Annotated in this window: 19 protein-coding genes; 13 read left to right on the top strand and 6 right to left on the bottom strand. The window is 38.0% G+C overall.

Translation table 11 applies throughout. The annotated features are described in order from the left end of the window. Window positions 1-431: 431 nt before the first annotated feature. From ftsB to DJ533_RS10255, 5 genes are all read left to right on the top strand, one after another. Complete coding sequence (gene ftsB / locus DJ533_RS10275; protein WP_065995294.1) at window positions 432-827, top strand: cell division protein FtsB; 396 nt, start codon at window positions 432-434, stop codon at window positions 825-827. Next, on the top strand, window positions 799-1,530 hold the full coding sequence (gene ispD / locus DJ533_RS10270; protein ID WP_089024807.1) for a 2-C-methyl-D-erythritol 4-phosphate cytidylyltransferase: 732 nt from the start codon (window positions 799-801) through the stop codon (window positions 1,528-1,530). The genes ftsB and ispD overlap by 29 nt, the downstream gene beginning before the upstream one ends. Window positions 1,531-1,607: 77 nt before the next feature. Then, window positions 1,608-2,744 carry a rod shape-determining protein RodA gene (rodA, locus tag DJ533_RS10265; RefSeq protein ID WP_065995292.1) on the top strand — a complete coding sequence of 379 codons (1,137 nt, stop codon included), beginning with the start codon at window positions 1,608-1,610 and terminating at the stop codon, window positions 2,742-2,744. Window positions 2,745-2,855: 111 nt separating this feature from the next. Further along, window positions 2,856-3,347 carry a hypothetical protein gene (locus DJ533_RS10260; protein WP_065995291.1) on the top strand — a complete coding sequence of 164 codons (492 nt, stop codon included), beginning with the start codon at window positions 2,856-2,858 and terminating at the stop codon, window positions 3,345-3,347. 21 nt (window positions 3,348-3,368) lie between these two features. Then, a complete protein-coding gene (locus DJ533_RS10255; protein WP_065995290.1) occupies window positions 3,369-3,992 on the top strand; it encodes a protein DA1 in 624 nt (207 codons plus the stop codon). 22 nt (window positions 3,993-4,014) lie between these two features. Here DJ533_RS10255 and ygaH read toward each other — a convergent pair whose 3' ends face one another. After that, window positions 4,015-4,356, bottom strand: coding sequence for an L-valine transporter subunit YgaH (gene ygaH, locus DJ533_RS10250; RefSeq protein WP_065995289.1), 342 nt, complete (start codon window positions 4,354-4,356; stop codon window positions 4,015-4,017). Then, on the bottom strand, window positions 4,346-5,089 hold the full coding sequence (locus DJ533_RS10245; RefSeq protein WP_171488612.1) for an AzlC family ABC transporter permease: 744 nt from the start codon (window positions 5,087-5,089) through the stop codon (window positions 4,346-4,348). Before DJ533_RS10245 ends, ygaH begins: the two co-directional genes overlap by 11 nt. Window positions 5,090-5,214: 125 nt before the next feature. Here DJ533_RS10245 and DJ533_RS10240 point away from each other — a divergent pair, with 125 nt between their 5' ends. Next, window positions 5,215-5,691, top strand: a complete 477-nt coding sequence (locus DJ533_RS10240) for a hypothetical protein (RefSeq protein ID WP_065995287.1) — start codon at window positions 5,215-5,217, stop codon at window positions 5,689-5,691. 76 nt (window positions 5,692-5,767) lie between these two features. Here DJ533_RS10240 and DJ533_RS10235 read toward each other — a convergent pair whose 3' ends face one another. Next, window positions 5,768-6,691, bottom strand: a complete 924-nt coding sequence (locus tag DJ533_RS10235; protein WP_065995286.1) for an AraC family transcriptional regulator — start codon at window positions 6,689-6,691, stop codon at window positions 5,768-5,770. Between the two features lie 181 nt (window positions 6,692-6,872). Between DJ533_RS10235 and DJ533_RS10230 the strand changes: the two genes are divergently transcribed. Further along, window positions 6,873-8,090, top strand: a complete 1,218-nt coding sequence (locus DJ533_RS10230) for an alkane 1-monooxygenase (protein WP_065995285.1) — start codon at window positions 6,873-6,875, stop codon at window positions 8,088-8,090. A 209-nt stretch (window positions 8,091-8,299) separates the two neighbouring features. Continuing rightward, a complete protein-coding gene (locus DJ533_RS10225) occupies window positions 8,300-9,241 on the top strand; it encodes a hypothetical protein (protein ID WP_081406151.1) in 942 nt (313 codons plus the stop codon). A 50-nt stretch (window positions 9,242-9,291) separates the two neighbouring features. Here the strand turns inward: DJ533_RS10225 and DJ533_RS10220 are convergent, their stop codons facing one another. Continuing rightward, window positions 9,292-10,821 carry an acetyl-CoA C-acetyltransferase gene (locus DJ533_RS10220; RefSeq protein ID WP_065995284.1) on the bottom strand — a complete coding sequence of 510 codons (1,530 nt, stop codon included), beginning with the start codon at window positions 10,819-10,821 and terminating at the stop codon, window positions 9,292-9,294. Window positions 10,822-11,062: 241 nt separating this feature from the next. Between DJ533_RS10220 and DJ533_RS10215 the strand changes: the two genes are divergently transcribed. From DJ533_RS10215 to DJ533_RS10205, 3 genes are all read left to right on the top strand, one after another. Continuing rightward, on the top strand, window positions 11,063-12,454 hold the full coding sequence (locus DJ533_RS10215; protein WP_065995283.1) for a 3-oxoacyl-ACP reductase: 1,392 nt from the start codon (window positions 11,063-11,065) through the stop codon (window positions 12,452-12,454). 129 nt (window positions 12,455-12,583) lie between these two features. Then, window positions 12,584-13,435, top strand: coding sequence for a MaoC family dehydratase (locus tag DJ533_RS10210; protein WP_065995282.1), 852 nt, complete (start codon window positions 12,584-12,586; stop codon window positions 13,433-13,435). 81 nt (window positions 13,436-13,516) lie between these two features. Continuing rightward, window positions 13,517-14,779: a serine hydrolase domain-containing protein gene (locus DJ533_RS10205; RefSeq protein ID WP_065995281.1), complete on the top strand. Its 1,263-nt coding sequence runs from the start codon at window positions 13,517-13,519 to the stop codon at window positions 14,777-14,779. An 8-nt stretch (window positions 14,780-14,787) separates the two neighbouring features. Here the strand turns inward: DJ533_RS10205 and DJ533_RS10200 are convergent, their stop codons facing one another. Further along, a complete protein-coding gene (locus DJ533_RS10200; protein WP_065995280.1) occupies window positions 14,788-15,372 on the bottom strand; it encodes a TetR family transcriptional regulator in 585 nt (194 codons plus the stop codon). Between the two features lie 113 nt (window positions 15,373-15,485). On the opposite strand from DJ533_RS10200, the gene DJ533_RS10195 reads away from it, so the two are divergent. Both DJ533_RS10195 and dnaX read left to right on the top strand, forming a co-directional pair. Beyond that, a complete protein-coding gene (locus DJ533_RS10195) occupies window positions 15,486-16,976 on the top strand; it encodes a SmvA family efflux MFS transporter (RefSeq protein WP_065995279.1) in 1,491 nt (496 codons plus the stop codon). Between the two features lie 250 nt (window positions 16,977-17,226). Then, on the top strand, window positions 17,227-19,383 hold the full coding sequence (gene dnaX / locus DJ533_RS10190) for a DNA polymerase III subunit gamma/tau (protein WP_065995278.1): 2,157 nt from the start codon (window positions 17,227-17,229) through the stop codon (window positions 19,381-19,383). A 1-nt stretch (window position 19,384) separates the two neighbouring features. Here dnaX and DJ533_RS10185 read toward each other — a convergent pair whose 3' ends face one another. Continuing rightward, window positions 19,385-19,819: an acyl-CoA thioesterase gene (locus tag DJ533_RS10185; protein WP_065995277.1), complete on the bottom strand. Its 435-nt coding sequence runs from the start codon at window positions 19,817-19,819 to the stop codon at window positions 19,385-19,387. Between the last annotated feature and the right edge of the window lie 16 nt (window positions 19,820-19,835).

The raw sequence follows: 19,835 nt of genomic DNA, 5'->3' as shown, positions 1-19,835 counted from the left end.
TATTTTCATAATGCTCTATAAAATAACCACAAAACTCCTGATTTTCAGCAATTGCTTGAAGTCTTCTTTTTTCATGACAAAAAATAAGAATAAATAAGAGGTAACAAGTAAAAATTGTACCAATTAAAATTATTTATAATAACATTCTAAATTTTATTTATATATTTATATAGAATTATCAATGGGTATAAAAGAGGGTATCGCAGTGATGAGTATTACTACCATTAAAATAATAAATAACATGATTTTAATATGAAGTTGAAAGAATATTTTATTTTAATGTATGAAATTTTCTCTGAACTATAAATTTTAAAGAAGTCTGTATAGGTTTGCTTACCATTTGCATATTTACCACAGTAAAGAGTTCTCCATGCCTCTGATTTGATGTATATTGAACGCATAATTCAATGCTGCTCTAATCCACATACACTATGCCAGAAGTCCTCAAATCAACTTCAAGTAAAATTATCTTAGTTATTGCATTTATTATCTTTGCAGTACTCCAATATCGCTATTGGTTCGGTGAGGGGGGATATTTTCCGCACCAAGCCTTGCTGCAACAAATTCAACAACAAACTGAAGTCAATAACGAGCTCAAAGAGCGTAACCGTATTCTTGCTGCAGAAGTGTATGACTTAAAGAATGGTGCAGAAGCCATTGAAGAACATGCACGCCTTGATTTAGGGTTAATTAAGCCACATGAAACCTTTGTGCAAATGAGTACGATTAGCACCCATTATAAGCCGATTTATATTGATCCAAATGCAGATGTAGATAATAGAACCAATGAAGATAATGATGCAGACTCTATCCCTCAACAACCGTAAAATTTGGGCGATTGTTCCTGCTGCGGGCGCTGGAAGTCGATTTTCAAAAACAGAATTAAAACAATACCAACGTATCCAAGACAAAACAGTTTTAGAACATACTGTAAATCGTTTGAACCAATTGCCGTTGGCAGGTTGTGTTTTGGCAATTGGTGAACAAGATGATGTTGCACAAACATTAAAATTTGAAAATACTGAAAATATCCATTTTTGTCACGGTGGGGCAGAACGCGTTCATTCAGTTTTAAATGCTTTGATTTATTTGAACAAGATCGCGGCATCTGAGGATATTGTTTTAGTACATGATGCAGCCCGACCTTGTGTGACGCTAGCATGTTTGAATGATCTGATAAATACGGTTATAAACTCAACATCGAGTGCAATTTTAGCCATTCCTGTACGAGATACCTTAAAACGAATCGTAAACAATCATGATATTCAACAAACCGTCAGCCGTGAACAATTATGGCAAGCTCAAACACCTCAAGCTTCACGTCTTGAAAAATTAAAAAATGCTATAGAAGCAGCCTTAAACAATCACATTGTCATTACAGATGAAGCCAGCGCATTAGAATATATCGGTGAGTCCGTACAAGTCGTGCAAGGTCGATCGGACAATATTAAAATTACTTATCCTGATGATTTAGAGTTAGCACGTCTGATTTTAACAGCGCAACAAGATACAAGGTCTTCTCATGAGTGAGAAATACGATCTAAGGCTGTATTCTCAGTCATTTCTCTTTATAATTTTGTTTTCCCGTTTTTGTTGTAGAAAATAACATGCAACCTACTGAGCAATATCGCTTCTTGCGACACTCCTTGAGGGATGGTCGGAGTTTTAATGAAAATACCTCAAGATGGGATAAATTGCATTTAGATCCTTGGTTATTAGCTCTTCTGATCATCAATGCTATCTTAGGTTTGTTAATGGTGTATAGCGCATCTGACCAAGATGTTGGCATGCTGACGCGCCAAGCGATTAGTTTTGCTGTTGGGTTTGTTTTGTTGTTCTTGTGTGCTCAAGTCCCCCCAAAGGTTTATCAAGCCGTTAGTCCATGGTTTTACGGAATAGCCATACTCTTGCTGATTTTGGTGCTTTTAGTTGGAGATGTACGACTTGGAGCAAAGCGTTGGTTAACTGTTCCTGGGATCGGCAGTATGCAGCCGAGTGAATTCACTAAGTTTGCAATGCCTATGGTGATGGCATGGTATTTTTCACGACAGCCATTACCGCCTAAGTTTAAGCATGTGATTGGTGCTTTGATTTTAATGGTGCTTCCATTTGGCTTAGCTTTATTGCAGCCTGATTTGGCGATCGGGATTGTGATCGGTGGAGTATTTGCATTATTTTTAAGTGGAATGTCGTGGACATTGATCATTGGTGCAATTGCAGCAGCTGGCATGGCGTTACCTTTGGTCTGGATGTTTGTATTACAAGCCTATCAAAAGAAAAGAATTTTAACGTTATTTGATCCTGAGTCAGACGCTTTGGGGGCAGGTTGGAATATTATTCAGTCAAAAATTGCCATTGGTTCGGGTGGTTTAACGGGTAAGGGATACTTAGGGGGGACGCAGTCACAATTAGGGTATTTACCTGAGCATCATACTGACTTTATTATGTCGACTTATGCAGAAGAGTTTGGTTTTATTGGTGTTTTTCTACTTTTTGTATTGTATGCTGCAATTATTTTTCGTTGTATGATGATCAGCCTAAACTGCTTCCATAATTATGGTCGAATTTTGGCAGGTACGATTGGTTTATCCTTATTTTTCTTCGTGTTTGTTAACTCTGGCATGGTGAGTGGGATTTTACCAGTAACTGGTGATCCATTGCCTTTGATGAGCTATGGTGGGACAGCGGTGATTACACTCTTGGCGAGTTTTGGGATTGTGATGTCGATTCATACCCATCGATAAGATAATAAAAGGGATATTTGGAAAAATATCCTTTTTATTTTAAAAATAAATCTAAGTTATTGTTCACTAAATATAAATATTTTCACTTTTTATAAATAAAGGAAATCATCCATGATTCACCGTTTTTTATTTTCAACGCTTGTTATTTTGAGTTGCACTGCTATAGCGCCTACATATGCAGCCTCACAACAACATGCAGTACAAACTCTAACTGAAACCTCAAAAGCAAGCGCAAGTCATCAAGCTGATTTTAATTTGTTCATCCGTTTGATGGAGCAAGTGGATATGCATAAAATGACAATGATGACAGAAGAAGACGAACAAAATGCAAGGGTTGAACAGAAAGCACAAGTGGGTGAAGTGATTAAAAATTTACAAGCTTTAAGTCATTCCTTAGATCAAGCAAATTTTATGACAGCTGAAGGTAAAAAAGTTAAAGCTGCTTTTGTGGCTTATAATGATGATTCAATTTATTTGCTAAAAAATCAAGAACAATGGGAAAATGATGAAAAACAAAAAGAAAAATTGATAGAAAATTCTACGCAGTTAAATCAAAACTTAATAGAAGCTTTGCAAAACTTAAAAATGCTTGCAGGGCAATAGTAACTTATTGAAGTGATATCCATGTGGCTAAATTCACACACCTTATATCCTTGTTATTATTGCCATCATCAGTATTTCAAAGAAGATACACTAAGTTATGCTGATGGGCGAATGCTATGTAAAGATTGTGCTAAGCACATTATTGTTACCACAGCAAATTTACAACTTGTCGCAGAGTGGGTGCTGAAACAAATTGACGTTTTAGGTTTGCGGTTTATGCGTGGTTATACGCATGTCAGTCTGATCAGTAAAGAAAAAATGAAAAGCTTGGGCTTTGATCATGCCGAAGGTTTAGCAACCAATACAGTCAGTACCAATATGTTTTTTAAAAATCATCACTTGCATGCGCAAATTAATGTGGTTTACGGTATGCCGACTGCAAATTTGGTTTGGGTTTTAAGTCATGAAATAGGGCATGTGTTGCTGTCACAACATCAATATCAATTTAACACGATGGCTGAAGAAGAAGGCTTTTGTCAGCTCATTGCACTATTAATAAGTCAAAGATCACAAAATCCTTTAATGCCACGGGTATTACATAAAGAGTTGAGTAACCCTGATCCGATCTATGGTGATGAATTACGAAAAGCCTATGCCACATATCAACAACAAGGCTTTTCACAGTATTTTCAAAAATTTATTTAGCTTTTAAAACGTTTTTATCATTTTAAAGTGGTAAATAGGTATAAACCAAACCATAGGAAATCGCGGCAACTAAAGTTGCTAACACGATTTTTTTAAACTTAAAATAAATCCCTGTTAAGACCACAAAACCGACTAACATTGCAAAGCTTTTATTGGGCGCTTCAATCAAAGGTGGTAACGTAGCAACAACGAGCATCGAACTAATCGCAGCAATACCAATACTTCCCAAAGCAATTTTAAGCCATGTTGCACCACGGGCTTGCTGATTTTTTTTGCTTTTTTGAATAACAAAGAGTGGACCAAAACGTGAAGCAAAGTTTGCTATTCCAACAATGATGCCGACCAAAATGATTTCAAGATCCATGTTCTTCTCCTACATGATTCATCGTGACATCATCATGTTGTTTTAAGACATAATACTTGAATATACCTGCCAGTATTCCTGAGAGTATTCCAATAAAAATTGCAGCAGATAAGTTGATAAAATAACAAGAAATCGCAGCCACAATCAAAGATACACTTACGACAAGGGTGTGTTTCTTTTCAAAAGCAGCCAGAAGAAAACTTAAAAATAAAGCGGGTAATAAAAAGTCTAATGCCGCCTGTAAAAATTGAGGTAAGTTTGCCACTTGGTCAGAAAATAAACCACCCAAAAGTGAACCCAAAGCCCATGACATCCAACTGAAGAGGCTTAAACCCAACATCCAAGACTCAGACCATTCTTGGCGTCTTTGTGATAGCTTAATCATCCCCGCAGCAAAAACTTCATCGGTTAAACCCCACGCCCAAACTGCTGTTTTCTTTAAATTTAAACGATCTTGAATCAGGTTTTGTAAAGCAGGACCATATAAAACATGGCGAATGTCTAATGCAATTACTGTCAGTGCAGTCATCCAAATCGAGGTACCACTGCCAAGCAATGCCACAACTAAAAATTGACTTGCACCTGCATACATGGAGCAAGACAAAAATAAAGCTTCCCAAGGAGTAAAGCCAAATTGAGTTGCGGATACACCAAAAGCAAAAGACACAGGTAGGTAGGTAAAAATAATCGCTTGACTATCTTTAGCGCCTTGCCAAAAACCTGCGGGTTGAATGGAGGAAGTTGTGTGTTGGGACACGTAACACCTAATTGGGAGTAAAACAAAAGGTAAAATCAAGATTGTGTATTGTACCTGAATTTACTAGCATAGTGCTTAATTGTTTAATTTGGCGATGTGCTATGTTTTCAGTGAAATTTTCTTCTTTGCTTAAGTCAGGCTTAATATTGAGTATTTTGCTGGCACAAGGCTGTGGTAATTCATCATCTGAACCTAAAGCACCGTTGAAACCAGCACCAAAATTAACTAATGATGCAACAGCTTATGCACAAGCAGCATGGCAATTGATCAATGAGGTTGAACCTTTTGTTTATCGTAAACAGCTGAATTTAATAGAAGAAAAAGTAAGAAAACCAGTTAGAAAGTTGAGTACAGACTGGCGTATCAATGTCAAAATGACAGATTCAGTGACAGAAGGAAAGTATGCATTGTGTCGCAAATCTTTAACCAGTTTGGATAATTTTGCACGAGCAACCCTTGAAAAAGATAAAAATTTAAACCAAAAAAAGGCAGATTACGAACGTGATAAAGCGCAATGTAAAGATGCAATTGACAATCCGAGTTTAGGTAATACCAAAGCCAATACAAATTTATTTTAAAACCTGTTTTTAAATTCACCAAGTCTTTAAAAATTTAGTTTTAACTAAAATAGCCTAAGTAATTTTTAATGAGGTGTTAAAAAGGTGTTTGACGATACTGACTTGGACTCATTTCAAATTGCTTCTTGAAGGCTTGACTAAATGCAGTTTCAGAAGAATAGCCAACTTGATGGGCAATTTGTTGTACGCTGAGTTGCCCTTGTTTTAAGTATTGGCTGGCTAAACGCAAACGATGTTGTTGTAAATAGGCAAGTGGTGTTTCACCGACAATTTGGTTAAATAAACTGGCAAATTTAGAACGAGACATACAACATTGTTCAGCTAGACTCTCAACTGTCCATGCGATTTCGGGTTGACTGTGAATCACTGCAAGTGCATTGGATAGCTCAGGATGAATTAAGGCATTTAACCAGTTATTTTGATCTTGTAACTGCTCGATATAATCACGCACACATTCGATCACCATAATACTGACAATATGATCCATAATTTTATTTTTGCCTGCTAAGGTTCTTTGTGTATCTGAAGCAACAAAGTATAAACCGATGCGTAACCATTCTGGTGCTGTATCACTCAGTGCGTTTTTGATATGAATAAATGGTGGAAGCGCATTGACCAAAGGACGAGCCATGATCGCATTGAGATGACAGCGTACTGCTAAAATCAGTGTTTTTTCAGAATTACCTTCTCCAAACTCAATCGCATCATGTCGCAAACCACAAAACAAGGGATTGATCTCTAAAGATTCTACTAATTTGGTGTCAGCTTGATTTGAAACTGCATGGGCTAAGCCCGCAGGAATTAGAATCATATCTCCAGTATTTAAATGAATATCTAGCTGATCTGAAAAGCGTAAATGCGCTGTACCATACAAAATGATATGTGCGATCACAGCATCTTGGGCAGCACTGTGAAATGCCCAATTGCCTTGAGCTTGTAAATAAAGATATTCAGAATGGTTAAGATGAATATCATCAAAGATTTTACTGAGAGCATCCATATAAGTAAAAAATATCAAAAATACAGCATAGAAGTGATATTGCTATTAAAACATGTGCTTAAAGGACAATCTCTAGCTTAAACAAGCCAAAGACTTTTTCATAGCTTTTTTGGACGCTTACAACTGTTTTGCTTGCATAAATTTAGCAAAGATAAAGATAAGAAATAAAAGGATGATTATTATGAATGCACCAATAATTTTAAATGAACAGCAATTACAGGAAGTATCAACAAAATCTTTGTTAGAACTCGATAAAAAACGTTATCTTTGGGCAATTAGCCCAGCATTACCTGTGATTGGTATTGGTATTTTAGCAGGTTATCAATTTGCGCCTAAGCCTTTAAAAAAAGTTTTTGCGCTAGGTGGTCCGATCGTATTGCACTTGGTCATTCCTGCGATTGATTCAATCATTGGAAAAGACAGCAATAATCCAACAGATGAAGATATTAAACGTCTTGAACAAGATCCTTATTATTCACGTTTAGTAAAAAGCTTTATTCCTTTTCAATATATTGCAAATGTTTATGCTTGTTACTTGGTAAGCCGTGAAAACACTTCTTTTATAGATAAAGTTTTACTCGGTATTTCCATGGGGGCGATTAATGGGATTGCGATTAATACCGCACATGAGCTTAGCCATAAACATAATAAACTTGATCAATATGCCTCACATTTAGCACTTGCACCTTCGGGATATAATCATTTTCGTATTGAACACACTTATGGGCATCATAAACGTGCTGCAACACCCGAAGATCCAGCATCAGCACAAATGGGAGAAACTTTTTATGAGTTTTTACCACGAACAGTGATTGGTTCTTTTAAATCTGCCATTGAAATCGAAACCCGTCGTTTAAAAAGAAGAGGATTAGCTTTTTGGACAAAAGAAAATGAGCTTTTACACGGTTGGTTAATGAGTGCAACTTTCCATGGCACAATGCTTAAACTTTTTGGGAAGGGTACTTTGCCTTACCTCATTTCTCAGTCTGTATACGCTATTGGCTTATTTGAAGTTATTAACTATATTGAACATTATGGTTTGTTACGTCAGAAAGATGAGAATGGTAAATATGAACGTACTATGCCTGAACACAGTTGGAACAATAACAATATTGTGACCAATTTATTTCTGTATCAGTTACAACGTCATTCTGATCATCATGCTTATCCAGCTCGACCTTTCCAAGCATTGCGTCATTTTGATGAAGCGCCTGAACTGCCAAGTGGTTATGCCACGATGTTATTACCAGCACTCATCCCCGCAATTTGGTTTAAAATGATGGATAAGCGTGTGTTTGAACACTATAACGGTGATTTAAACAAAGCCAATATTTATCCAAAACGCCGTGCAAAATTGTTTAAAAAGTTTGGTATGATTGATAAATTATTGAATAAATAGTTTTATATTTTATGTGAATATGAAAGAGATTTACGAGAGTGAGTCTCTTTTTTATTTGGGAAATTATACTGCATTTAAATCATAATTTTTGTTAAGAATATTCCTATATAAATAAATGCTTTAAAATAGATTTGATCTAAAACCATGAAAATAAGAAATGAAAAATAGTCGCTGTTATTTATATCTTTAAGCAGTTTTATGGGGTAAATATGAATAAACCACTCTTAATCATTATGGGAATAGGCATCAGCATTATGGCTGTCAGATGTGCGAGTACCTATCATACTCCCGGAAAATTACCTGAAGGTTGTATTTCACCAATTAAGGTTGATCCTGATTTTAAAATTCCTATGGGACCTTATGGCTTGCCTTATCGTGTCGGTAACTTAGGTGGTAAGCCTGTCATGCTAGGCGAAGAGTTTGATATGGCTGAATATTGTGATGATCCCACTATTACAGGTGAAAAAGGTTGGAAACGCTATGAGCGTCCAAAACGTAATTTTGACTCATCATTAACTAGTTTTTATTGGGATTTTAAATATACCACAGGGCTCATATTGGTAACTTATAGAAAAGCACCTCCACAAAGTGAACAAGAATATAAAGCTGAAAAAGATCAGCCTCATAATCAATGGGTCACTACTTCTGTACTTGCTGGCACACGTTATTATGACCGTGATGTACATACGACCTTTTTAAGGTCTACCGTTGATACAGATATTGAAAGTTTGGAAAGTTTAAAAAGATTTCATTATAGCGGTGTTGTTGTACCCACTTCTAAACAAGTCTTTGGTTTAGATGAATATGTTGCCCATCCTGAATGGGTCAAACATTGGGAGTATCGAGATACCTATGATATTTATGTACAAAAAAATAGCCAAGGCAGGGTGATGACCATGATTAGGTGCGATAACGCACCACAAAATACCACATGGCGTCCTAGATGTGAAATGCAATGGTCGCTTGAACCCTATATGAATAAAGTTGCATTGCGAGCTCGCTTTTTTCGAGTTCATTTAAAAGACTGGCAAATCATTAAACAACAGTCCGAAAAAATTTTAAAAAGCACAGTGGTTGATCCTAAAACCTTTAAATTTATCCATCCATATCATCCGCAAACGGTTAAAAAACAAAAATCCCCACAAGATTGACCTTATGGGGATTTGAGTTTTATTTCAGTATTTATTACGGAAATAAAATATTATTTTTCTACAATCGCTGTTACGCCTTGACCGCCTGCAGCACAGATCGAGATTAAAATCTTACCTGAACCTTTTTGGTTGAGGATTTTTGCAGCAGTTGCCAAAATACGACCACCTGTTGCAGCAAATGGATGACCCGCAGCAAGCGAAGAACCATTGATATTGAGTTTAGCCATATCAATTGAACCCAAAGGTGCATCTAAACCTAAACGCTCTTTACAGAATTTTGGATCTTCCCACGCTTTCAGTGTTGATAATACTTGCGATGCAAATGCTTCATGGATTTCATAATAGTCAAAATCTTGAAGTTTCATGTTAGCACGTTCAAGCATACGAGGAACTGCATAAGCAGGTGCCATCAGTAAGCCTTCTTTTTTACCTACGAAGTCAACTGCTGCAGTTTCAGAGAATGACAAATATGCCAAAACTTCATGACCATTGGCTTTTGCCCATTCTTCAGAAGCTAAAAGCACAACAGAAGCACCATCTGTTAAAGGCGTAGAGTTACCTGCTGTCATTGTTGCATTTTCGCCTTTACCAAAAGCAGGCTTTAATTTTGCAAGCTTTTCTACAGAAGAATCAGCACGTAAGTTGTTGTCACGCTCAAGACCCATAAATGGTGTCATTAAGTCATCGAAGAAACCTTCTTCATATGCTTTTGCCATTTTCTGATGTGAAGATGCAGCAAGTTGGTCTTGTGCTTCACGAGAGATTCCCCATTCAAGCGCAGTAATCGCTTGGTGATCACCCATTGATAAACCTGTACGTGGTTCACCATTTTTCGGTGCATCAAGTAGATCTTTAACATTAATTTTTGTTAATGCTTTAAGGCGGTCTTTCCCTGTTTTTGCGATATTTAGCTCAAGTAACGCTTTACGTAAACCATCACCAAAAGCGATTGGTGCATCAGAAGTCGTGTCTACACCACCTGAAATACCCACTTCGATTTGACCAAGTGCAATTTTGTTGGCAACTGCAAAAGCTGCTTGTAAACCTGTACCACATGCTTGTTGTAAATCATAAGCTGGTGTTTCAGGTGCAAGTTGGGTGTTTAAAACACATTCACGTGTCATGTTAAAGTCACGACTATGTTTTAATACTGCGCCTGCAACCACTTCACCTAAACGTTGGTCTTGTAGTTTATAACGTTCAATCAAGCCATTGAGTGCCGCAGTCAGCATATCAATATTGGTTGCTTTAAAATATGCACCGTTTGAGCGAGCAAATGGAATACGGTTACCGCCAATAATTGCAACACGGCGAATGGTATTTTGACTCATGGTTTTTCCCTGTGAAACAGAAGTTTGAAAAGTCGATGGAGTAGTAACTGGATCAGCTTTTTGTGAGGCAGCAGCAGTCGTTTTACGTGCAGTGGATGCATTGGTACGACGTGGTTTACTTGTGCTATTTGTAGTACGAGCAGGGGTTGTAGTACTTTTGCTAGCACGTGTACGTGGCTTTGATGTATTTGACACTTCTTCCGCCGTAGAATTTTTGACTGTTGGATTTTCTTGAGTTGTTTTGCTCATAAGGCTTTTCCAAGCATGTGGCTAATCTTCTTAGGTGTAACACTATCATAATTGTGCGTTAGTCGAATTGACTATAATGACATTTGCCATTGCATTCAGGTCAAGACATGTAGCGTACAACTCAAGTATTATTTAACTGAAACAGAATAAGTCTATTAAAATATAAGTATCTGAGATTACACTGAAGTTAAAGGATACCTACTGGCTTATTTAAAAATTTATTTACTGAGAGATTATCACCATGACTGATCAATACCAAGCATTTGCAAAATCCCCAATTGGTAAATTTGTCATCAAAAATTTAGGTTTACCTTCACCCCTTGAGTTAGATCGTTTTGAATCAGCAAGCCCTGTTGTAAAAGGTGCGGTTTTATTGGGTGCTGCACCTAAAGGATTGTTTTCAAGTGAAATTGCGCAAGTATTAAGTAATATTCATGCCAATAGCTATGTCGGCAACAATGTTGAATTACAACAAGAAGCTGCAAAAGTGGGCTTAACTGTTGGCGCATTTAACGAAGGCGATAAAGAGTCTAAATTTAAAGCAGTGATTTTTGATGCATCAGGTATTCAAAACTCAGAAGACTTAATTGAACTCCATAAATTTTTTAATCCAATTTCACGCCAAATTCAAAACTCTGGTCGTGTAATTGTGATTGGTTTAACGCCTGAAACAGCGCCGACTGTAAAACAAGCAATTGCTCAACGTGCTTTAGAAGGTTTTGTAAAATCTGTAGGGAAGGAGTTCAAAAAAGGTATTGCGGCTGATTTAATACTTGTCGATGCAGATGCTGCAAAAAATTTAGAATCTTCTTTACGTTTCTTAATCTCGCCTCGTTCAGCGTATGTTTCTGGACAAGTGATTCATGTTTCAAAAGCAAATGTGGTCGATGTGGATTGGGCAAAACCTTTAGCAGGTAAAACTGCTTTGGTGACAGGTGCAAGTCGTGGCATCGGTGAAGCCATTGCACATGTGCTTGCACGTGATGGGGCGCATGTGATTTGTTTAGATGTGCCACAACAACAAGCTGACTTGGACCGTGTTGCAAGTGAAATCGGTGGTTCAACACTTGCAATTGATATTACGGCTGCTGATGCAGGTGAGAAGATCAAAGCTGCTGCGGCTGCACAAGGCGGTTTAGATGTTATCGTACACAATGCTGGTGTGACTCGAGATAAAACTTTGGCAAATATGAAGCCTGAAATGTGGGATCTTGTCATCAACATTAACTTGTCTGCGGCTGAGCGTATTAACGATTATTTATTGGCAAATAAAGGTTTAAATGCCAATGGTCGTATCGTATGTGTATCTTCTATTTCGGGTATTGCAGGAAACTTAGGTCAAACCAACTATGCTGCATCTAAAGCAGGTGTGATTGGTTTGGTGAAATTTACTGCCCCAATTCTAAAAGATGGTATTACCATCAATGCGGTTGCGCCTGGTTTTATCGAAACACAAATGACTGCTGCGATCCCATTTGCAATCCGTGAAGCAGGTCGTCGTATGAACTCCATGAGTCAAGGCGGTCAACCTGTGGATGTCGCAGAAACGATTGCACTCTTTGCAGCAACTGCATCGACTGGTTTAAATGGTAATGTGGTACGTGTTTGTGGTCAAAGCTTGCTAGGGGCTTAATAATATCGCTTTATTCCCTCTCCTTTAAGGAGAGGGTGACTAGCGCCCTCAACCTCTTGCGGAGCATGCTCCTCATCCCTGAGAGAGAAGGGGTTTTAAATATCGAAATAAAACATGCAAAGGTCTAGTATGAATACTCGCCATTTTAGTCAACTGCCAAAACCTTATGTTGCTTATGCGAAAGTTGTACAAGGTTTAATCATTAAAAAGCCGAAAGGTGAAAAAGTGCTACCACAAGTTGAATATGTGGTGGATTCTTTACAAGTCGACCAACAACATTTAAGAGCATATAACGAAGTTTGTGGCTTTAAAAATAATGGTTATATTCCAGCGATTTATTTGGCTGTATTGTCACAAAGTTTGCAAATGCATATGATGACTACAGAAGCATTTCCATTTGCAATTTTAGGTTTGGTACATATTCGTAATCAAATTAAACAAACACGCAAAATTGGGGTAAATGAAAAGCTGACCTTGTCTTGCGCATTTGGTGAGGTGAAGCCGCATGATAAGGGGCTGCAGTTTGACTTTGTTACTACTGCAAAAGTGGGTAATGATGTGGTAATGGAGGGTTTAACGACCTATTTATCTCGTCAAAAAACCGATGCTCAGGCAGCTGAAAAAACCAAAGAAAACCCAACACCTGATTATCAAGTGCAAGCTGTGTGGCGTGTTGCTGAAAATACAGGTCGTCGCTATGCGAAAGTGTCAGGCGACTTTAATTTGATTCATGTACACGCTTTAACGGCTAAAGCATTTGGTTTTAAACAGGCGATTGCACATGGGATGTGGAGTAAAGCGCGTGCATTGGCGAGTTTGACTTTGCCAGATGCGTATGAGGCGGATGTGTATTTTAAATTGCCAATGTTCTTACCTTCAACCGTTGAGTTTTTGACAGCACAACAAGCGCAAACAACAGATTTTCTGATTCGCAATGAAAAATCACAAAAACCGCATGTGTCAGGTGTAGTCAAAGCATAATAAAATCAAATAAGATAGACAGCCTAAGTCGAGATGATTTAGGCTTTTTTTTTGAGATGAAATAACAATAAGGGGTTGAACATGAGTGCGATCAAGGAAATTTTGTTTGCGGATAAGAAAAACTTTCACGGTGATGTAGATGAACGTTTTGTGGATTTAGCAGAACAATTTAGCCGTTTACAAGATGGTCGTACCCAACTTGGTGGTGCAGCATTGACAGTTTATTTTCAAGGTAAAAAAGTCGTTGATATTTTTACGGGGAAAAAGTCAGAAACTGAAAATTGGACATCAGATACATTGTCTGTATGTTATTCCACAGGAAAAGGCGTTTTAGCAACACTTGCTCATATTTTAGTGAGTGAAGGTTTTCTTGATTATGATACGCCCGTGCTTAAATATTGGCCTGAGTTTGGACAAAATGGCAAAGAAAAAATGACCTTACGTCATATTTTGAGTCATCAAAGCGGCATGTTTGATATTCGAAATATGATAGCCCATGCAAATGAAATGGCAGATTGGCAACATATGCTCAAAGTGATTGAGCAAGCAAAACCTCGCTTTCAAGTCGGTGAAGATATTGCTTATCAAGCTTTAACGTTTGGTTGGTTGGTGGGGGGTGTCTTAGAAAAAGCCACTGGGCAGCCACTAAAATGGTTAATGCAAAAATATTTGGTTGATCCTTTGGCGCTTGATGGGGCTTATTTTGGTGTACCCAGTGTTGAGTTAGTCAATGTCGCAAGGCTGATTCCAAAAGCACAAAAGCACATAGCTGAACAGGTGGCACAACCTAAAAAAGCCAAGAAAAAATCTAAAATTTCATTTTCAGATAAATTGATCGAACTCAGTGGACAAAACCCACAAGACTTTTTAGATGCTATGGTTCCTAAGAGCATGAGAGAATTTAGCTTTTTTAGTGATGAAGGATTACAGGCTGTAATTCCTGCAGCAAATGGGGTGTTTACAGCCAAAAGTTTAGCAAAAATTTATGCCATGCTTGCCAATAAAGGAGTATGGGAAGGGCAAGTGCTGATTAAACCTGAAGTATTTGCAGAACTCAGTAAAATTCAGAACATAAAGCGTGACCGAGTAATGCCAATTCCAATGAAATGGCGTTTGGGTTATCACCGTGTCATTACCATGGGAAAGCGTGCAAAAAAAGGTTTTGGACACATTGGCTATAATGGTTCAGGGGCTTGGTGTGATCCGCAGCGTGAACTCAGTTTTGCTTATACCCATAATTTTGCGATTGGTTCGATCACAGGCGACTATCGTTTGTGGGGGCTAACACAAGAAGCATTACGTTGTGCTGATGCTGAGTTAAAGGGAAGTAAGGGTTGGTTCTAAACCGTAGGTTAAAATAGTTCTAATTTAAGCATCATTTCAACATGGTGCTTATAGCTATGTTCATCTAAACCATTTAAACCCAGTTGATAGATTCCTTCTAGCCCACATACAAATGCGATTAATCGCCATGCAATATCTTGACTTGAACTATATATGGATTTTTTAAACTCTTGTTGAGTAATACCATATTCAATGGTACTGGCTAACGCTGTATGCCATTGTTGCATGGCTAAATTGTAGGCTTTTTTGATCTCTTGATCTTGTGTAATCAAAATTTCAGCTTCATTCCATAACCGTAAATAAGGTTGAGTTTGTTCGATATTTTCACAACCTAGCAATAAAGACAAACGTTCAAGATGCGTGTGGGTGGTAATCTGGTTCTCAACTTCATTCAGTTGATTCATTAATTCATTAAATACTTCTGCTTTTAAATGGGAGCTAGATGCAAAATGATGGTGTACTTGTCCTGTTGATACTTGTGCTTCATTTGCAATCCTACGTACGGTTAAGCCACTTAGTCCTTCTAGTAATGCAACACGTTTGGCGGCTTCTAAAATCATATTGCGACGTTGTTCACGATTTAAATAACTCATAACACTATCCTTATATTCTTTACTAAAAAGAATCTTAAACAAAGTTGGACAAGTGTTCAAGTATGGTTATAATGTGAGAATTGAACAAGTGTCCAACTTTAATTGGGTGTGTTATGTGCCGTAAATGGGTGATTTTGGCCATCATCGTATTGATTTATTTACCTGTCTCAATTGATGCAACAGTGTTGCATGTTGCGATTCCGACTTTGAGTACAGATTTATCTTTATCTGCCAATGAAATGTTGTGGGTGATTGACATTTATTCATTGATTATGGCGGGATTGATTTTGCCCATGGGTGCATTGGGAGATCGTATAGGCTTTAAACGGCTTATGTTGATCGGTGCAGGTATTTTTGGTATTGCCTCATTGTTTGCTGCATTTGCAAGTTCGGCGTATATGTTGATTGTTGCCAGAGCATTTCTTGGCGTTGGGGCAGCCATGATTTTACCTGCGACTTTAGCGGGTGTCCGAAATACTTTTTTAGATGAAAAGCAACGTAATTATGCTTTAGGTATTTGGGGAACGGTCGGTGGTGGTGGAGCTGCATTTGGTCCATTGCTAGGTGGATTTATTTTGGAGCATTTTAGTTGGGGGGCTGTGTTCCTGATCAATGTACCCATCATCATTCTGGTACTGATTTTAATAGTAAGCTGGATCCCTAAACAGCAGGTGTATACCAAGCAAACTTTAAATTTGAAACAAGCATTAATTTTGGTCAGTGCGATTTTAATGTTGATTTATGCTATCAAAACATCTATTTATGCCTTTAGTGGATCAATGCTTTTGATATTCGCACTGGGATTATGTCTTTTATTCGGTTTTGTACGCCATCAACTTCGTACAACTCAACCCATGATTGATTTTAGTTTGTTTAAAAATAAAGTCATTTCGACCAGTATTGTGATGGCAATGGTGGCAATGATTGCTTTAGTTGGTTTTGAGTTGCTGCTCTCTCAAGAACTCCAGTTTGTGTATGGTTATAGTCCACTTGAAGCAGGTTTATTTATTTTACCCTTTATGATTGCCATCTGTGTTGGTGGACTTTTTACCAGCATATTAATGAATAATTTTGGTCTTAGACCTGTTGCCACCGCAGGAATGCTGATGTGTGCGTTATGTTTCTTTGCATTGGCAAGGACAGATTTTGATGCACAAACCATTCAGGCATGGGTGTGGATGGCATTGATGGGGATTAGTGTAGAAATTGCATTATTATCATCCACAGCAGCAATTATGTCCTCAGTTTCTGCAGAAAAAGCCACTGCAGCAGGTGCAATTGAAGGAATGGCTTATGAGTTGGGTGCTGGTTTAGGCATTGCAATTTTTGGCTTATTGCTCTCGGTGTTTTACGCACAATCTATGGTTTTGCCCAATACGCTTCCTGAAAATTTAGTTGTTGAAGTGAGTTCCTCTATTGGCGAAGCTTTGGCTGCCATACAACATGCAGATCCGATCTTGATACAGCAGGTGCAACACGCTGCTTCTGAAGCATTTATTCACTCGCATAGTAAGGTTTTGACGATTTCAGGTGGAATGTTCTTGGTTTTATCGCTGTTTGTTTGGCGAGCTTTACCTGCACAGCAAAAGCTAGTAGATCAATGATATCGTTGAGAGTTCATGGATACTCGAGTGAGTACTAATTGAAGATATTTCAATGGGTGCTCATTTGAGTGACCTCATAGGTTAAATTAAGATCAATGGTACTAATTTTAAACATTACTCAATTTGATGATTAAAATTGTCAAATTTGAAATAATTGATCGAATTATCTCTAATAAAAAAGAACTCTACAGTTCTTCATTCACTAATCACTAAAAAAACAGTATCCTTAACGCAATAATGAGGAGCTTTCATGTATCAGGTACTTGCACGTAAATATCGCCCACGTAATTTTAATGAATTGGTCGGACAAAATCACGTATCACGTGCATTGACCAGTGCATTAGACCGTGGTCGTTTACATCATGCATACTTGTTTACGGGAACGCGTGGGGTGGGGAAAACCACCATTGCCCGTATTTTAGCTAAATGCTTAAACTGCGAAACAGGTGTGACCTCTACGCCGTGTGAAGTTTGCGCAACGTGTACAGCCGTCAATGAAGGGCGTTTTATTGATTTGATTGAAATCGATGCGGCTTCTCGTACCAAAGTTGAAGATACCCGTGAATTGTTGGACAACGTACCTTATGCACCGACACAAGGACGTTTCAAGGTTTATCTGATCGATGAAGTACATATGTTGTCTACGCATTCTTTTAATGCCTTACTGAAAACATTGGAAGAACCGCCTGCGCATGTCAAATTCCTCTTTGCCACTACAGACCCGCAAAAACTGCCAATTACGGTCATTTCTCGTTGTTTACAGTTTACATTACGCCCTTTGGCAGTCGATGAAATCACGCATCATTTGACCGATATTTTACATAAAGAAGACATCCAATCTGAACAGGATGCGATTTGGCAAATTGCAGAATCTGCACAAGGTTCATTACGTGATGCGCTATCTCTGACAGACCAAGCGATTGCCTATGGTCAAGGTGCGATTCACCATCAAGATGTCAAGGAAATGTTGGGTCTGATCGACCGTACCATTATTTATGATTTGATTTTAGCGATTCACCAAAATCAGCGTGAACGTGTCAGCCAATTATTACTGCAATTTAGACAGCAAGCTTTAGATGTGTCATTGGTCTTGGATCAATTTATTTCGACCTTGCATGAATTGGCAATGTTGCAATATTTACCTGATTTAAGCCTCAAGTATAGCGCTGAAATTAATCAGAAAATTATGACCTTGTCGCAATTGGTCGCTGCACAGGATTTACAGCTTTACTATCAAATTGCTTGTAAAGGACGTGCGGATTTGCAACTTGCTGTGACGCAAGAACAAGGTTTTGAAATGACTGTATTGCGTCTACTGGCATTTAGACCTTTGCAAGTGAATGAAATCACTATTTCGCAAACAGTGGAAAGCCAACAGACGGTATCACAGATATCAGAACAACAAACCGTATCTACTGAGCAACATATTTTTGAAAGAACTGAAACTCAGACACACACAACAGTACAAGAGATTAAAAATAAAACTGACGGTTATGTTTCTGAGGTAGGGGCTGAGCCTGATCTTGAGCAGCAAGTAAGCACTGAAAATATTGAAATTGCAACGCAAAATCATACTGAGGAACAAAGCATTGCTCGCTCTGAGCAGATTGTAGATTCAAGTTCTACCTTGGATACTCAAACGATGATTGAGGATTCAGGTGCTGTATTTGAAACCTTACCGCTTCAAGATAATCTGCATGTTGTAGAGCAAAATGAAAATCAAATTCAGCAGAAGCAAGCACAGGATCCAGATGAGCTGAGTTTAACTTCATTTGGTACAGATTTCTCTGCATCTATGCCAGTAGAGAATACGATTACAACGGAAGATATTTTTTTTCTTGCCCCTGAAACAGATGTATCAAGGTCGGCTGAACAATCAAACCTAAAAAATATCCCTGAGCAACCCGCGAGTGAAAATGTTGCAGCACACCTTGCTACGCAAAATCTAAGCACGATTACTCATGTGCAACCCTCCGATTCGAAACACACTCCACAAGAGATTTTAAAACTTGCCCCACAGCAACTCGAAGGGGAATGGAATGTAGATAAATGGGAATTTTGGTTTAGAAATAGTAGCTTATCACCCGCTGTTCAAGAGTTAGCGCAACATGGTGTCATGATGGGACAAATTGATGGTCACTCTACTTTTCAAATTTCCAAGCAATATGAAAATTTATTGCATCAAACCCAACATGCGCTAGAAGCATCTTTAAAGCAACAATGGTCAAATACGGTATTTAATGTGCAATATGGTGAAGTGGAAAGTATCACCCCATTTCACATGCAAAATGAGCGTAAAGTTCGTGCATTTAATCGTGCAACAGAGATGTTACATGCTGAGCCTGTGATTAAAAATCTATTGGATGCTTTTGATGGTGAACTACAAAATATTCAGTTGAAAATTTAATTTATTCAACTAAATAAGCTCGTAAAGCATCTCGCATTTCTTTGGGAATGGTGGTGCTTTTTTTAGTTTCACGCTCAACAAAGACATGCACAAAACTGCCTTGTGCAGATGCTTGGTTTTGCCCTTGTTTGAAAATAGCCAAGTCGTAAGTGAGCGAGGAATTGCCAATTTTTGCAACTGCCACACCCACTTCAATAATTTCAGGATACGTCAGCTCTTGTAAGAAATTACAACATGAGTTGACCACTAAGCCTATGATTGGAGAGTGATGGATATTAAAGCCTGTTTTTTGAATCAATAGAGCATTGGCTGCGGTATCGAAATAGCTGTAATAGATGACATTATTGACATGCCCATAGATGTCATTGTCTGCCCATCGAGTTTGGATGGGAAATAAAAATGAATAGGCTGAACGCATTTTGATTTCGGGTTTCATGTTTTTCGTCTAATTA

Origin of the sequence: Acinetobacter defluvii (assembly GCF_001704615.3) — a bacterium.
GTDB classification, from domain to species: Bacteria; Pseudomonadota; Gammaproteobacteria; order Pseudomonadales; family Moraxellaceae; genus Acinetobacter; species Acinetobacter defluvii.
This window is presented reverse-complemented; position numbering and strand designations above follow the sequence as displayed.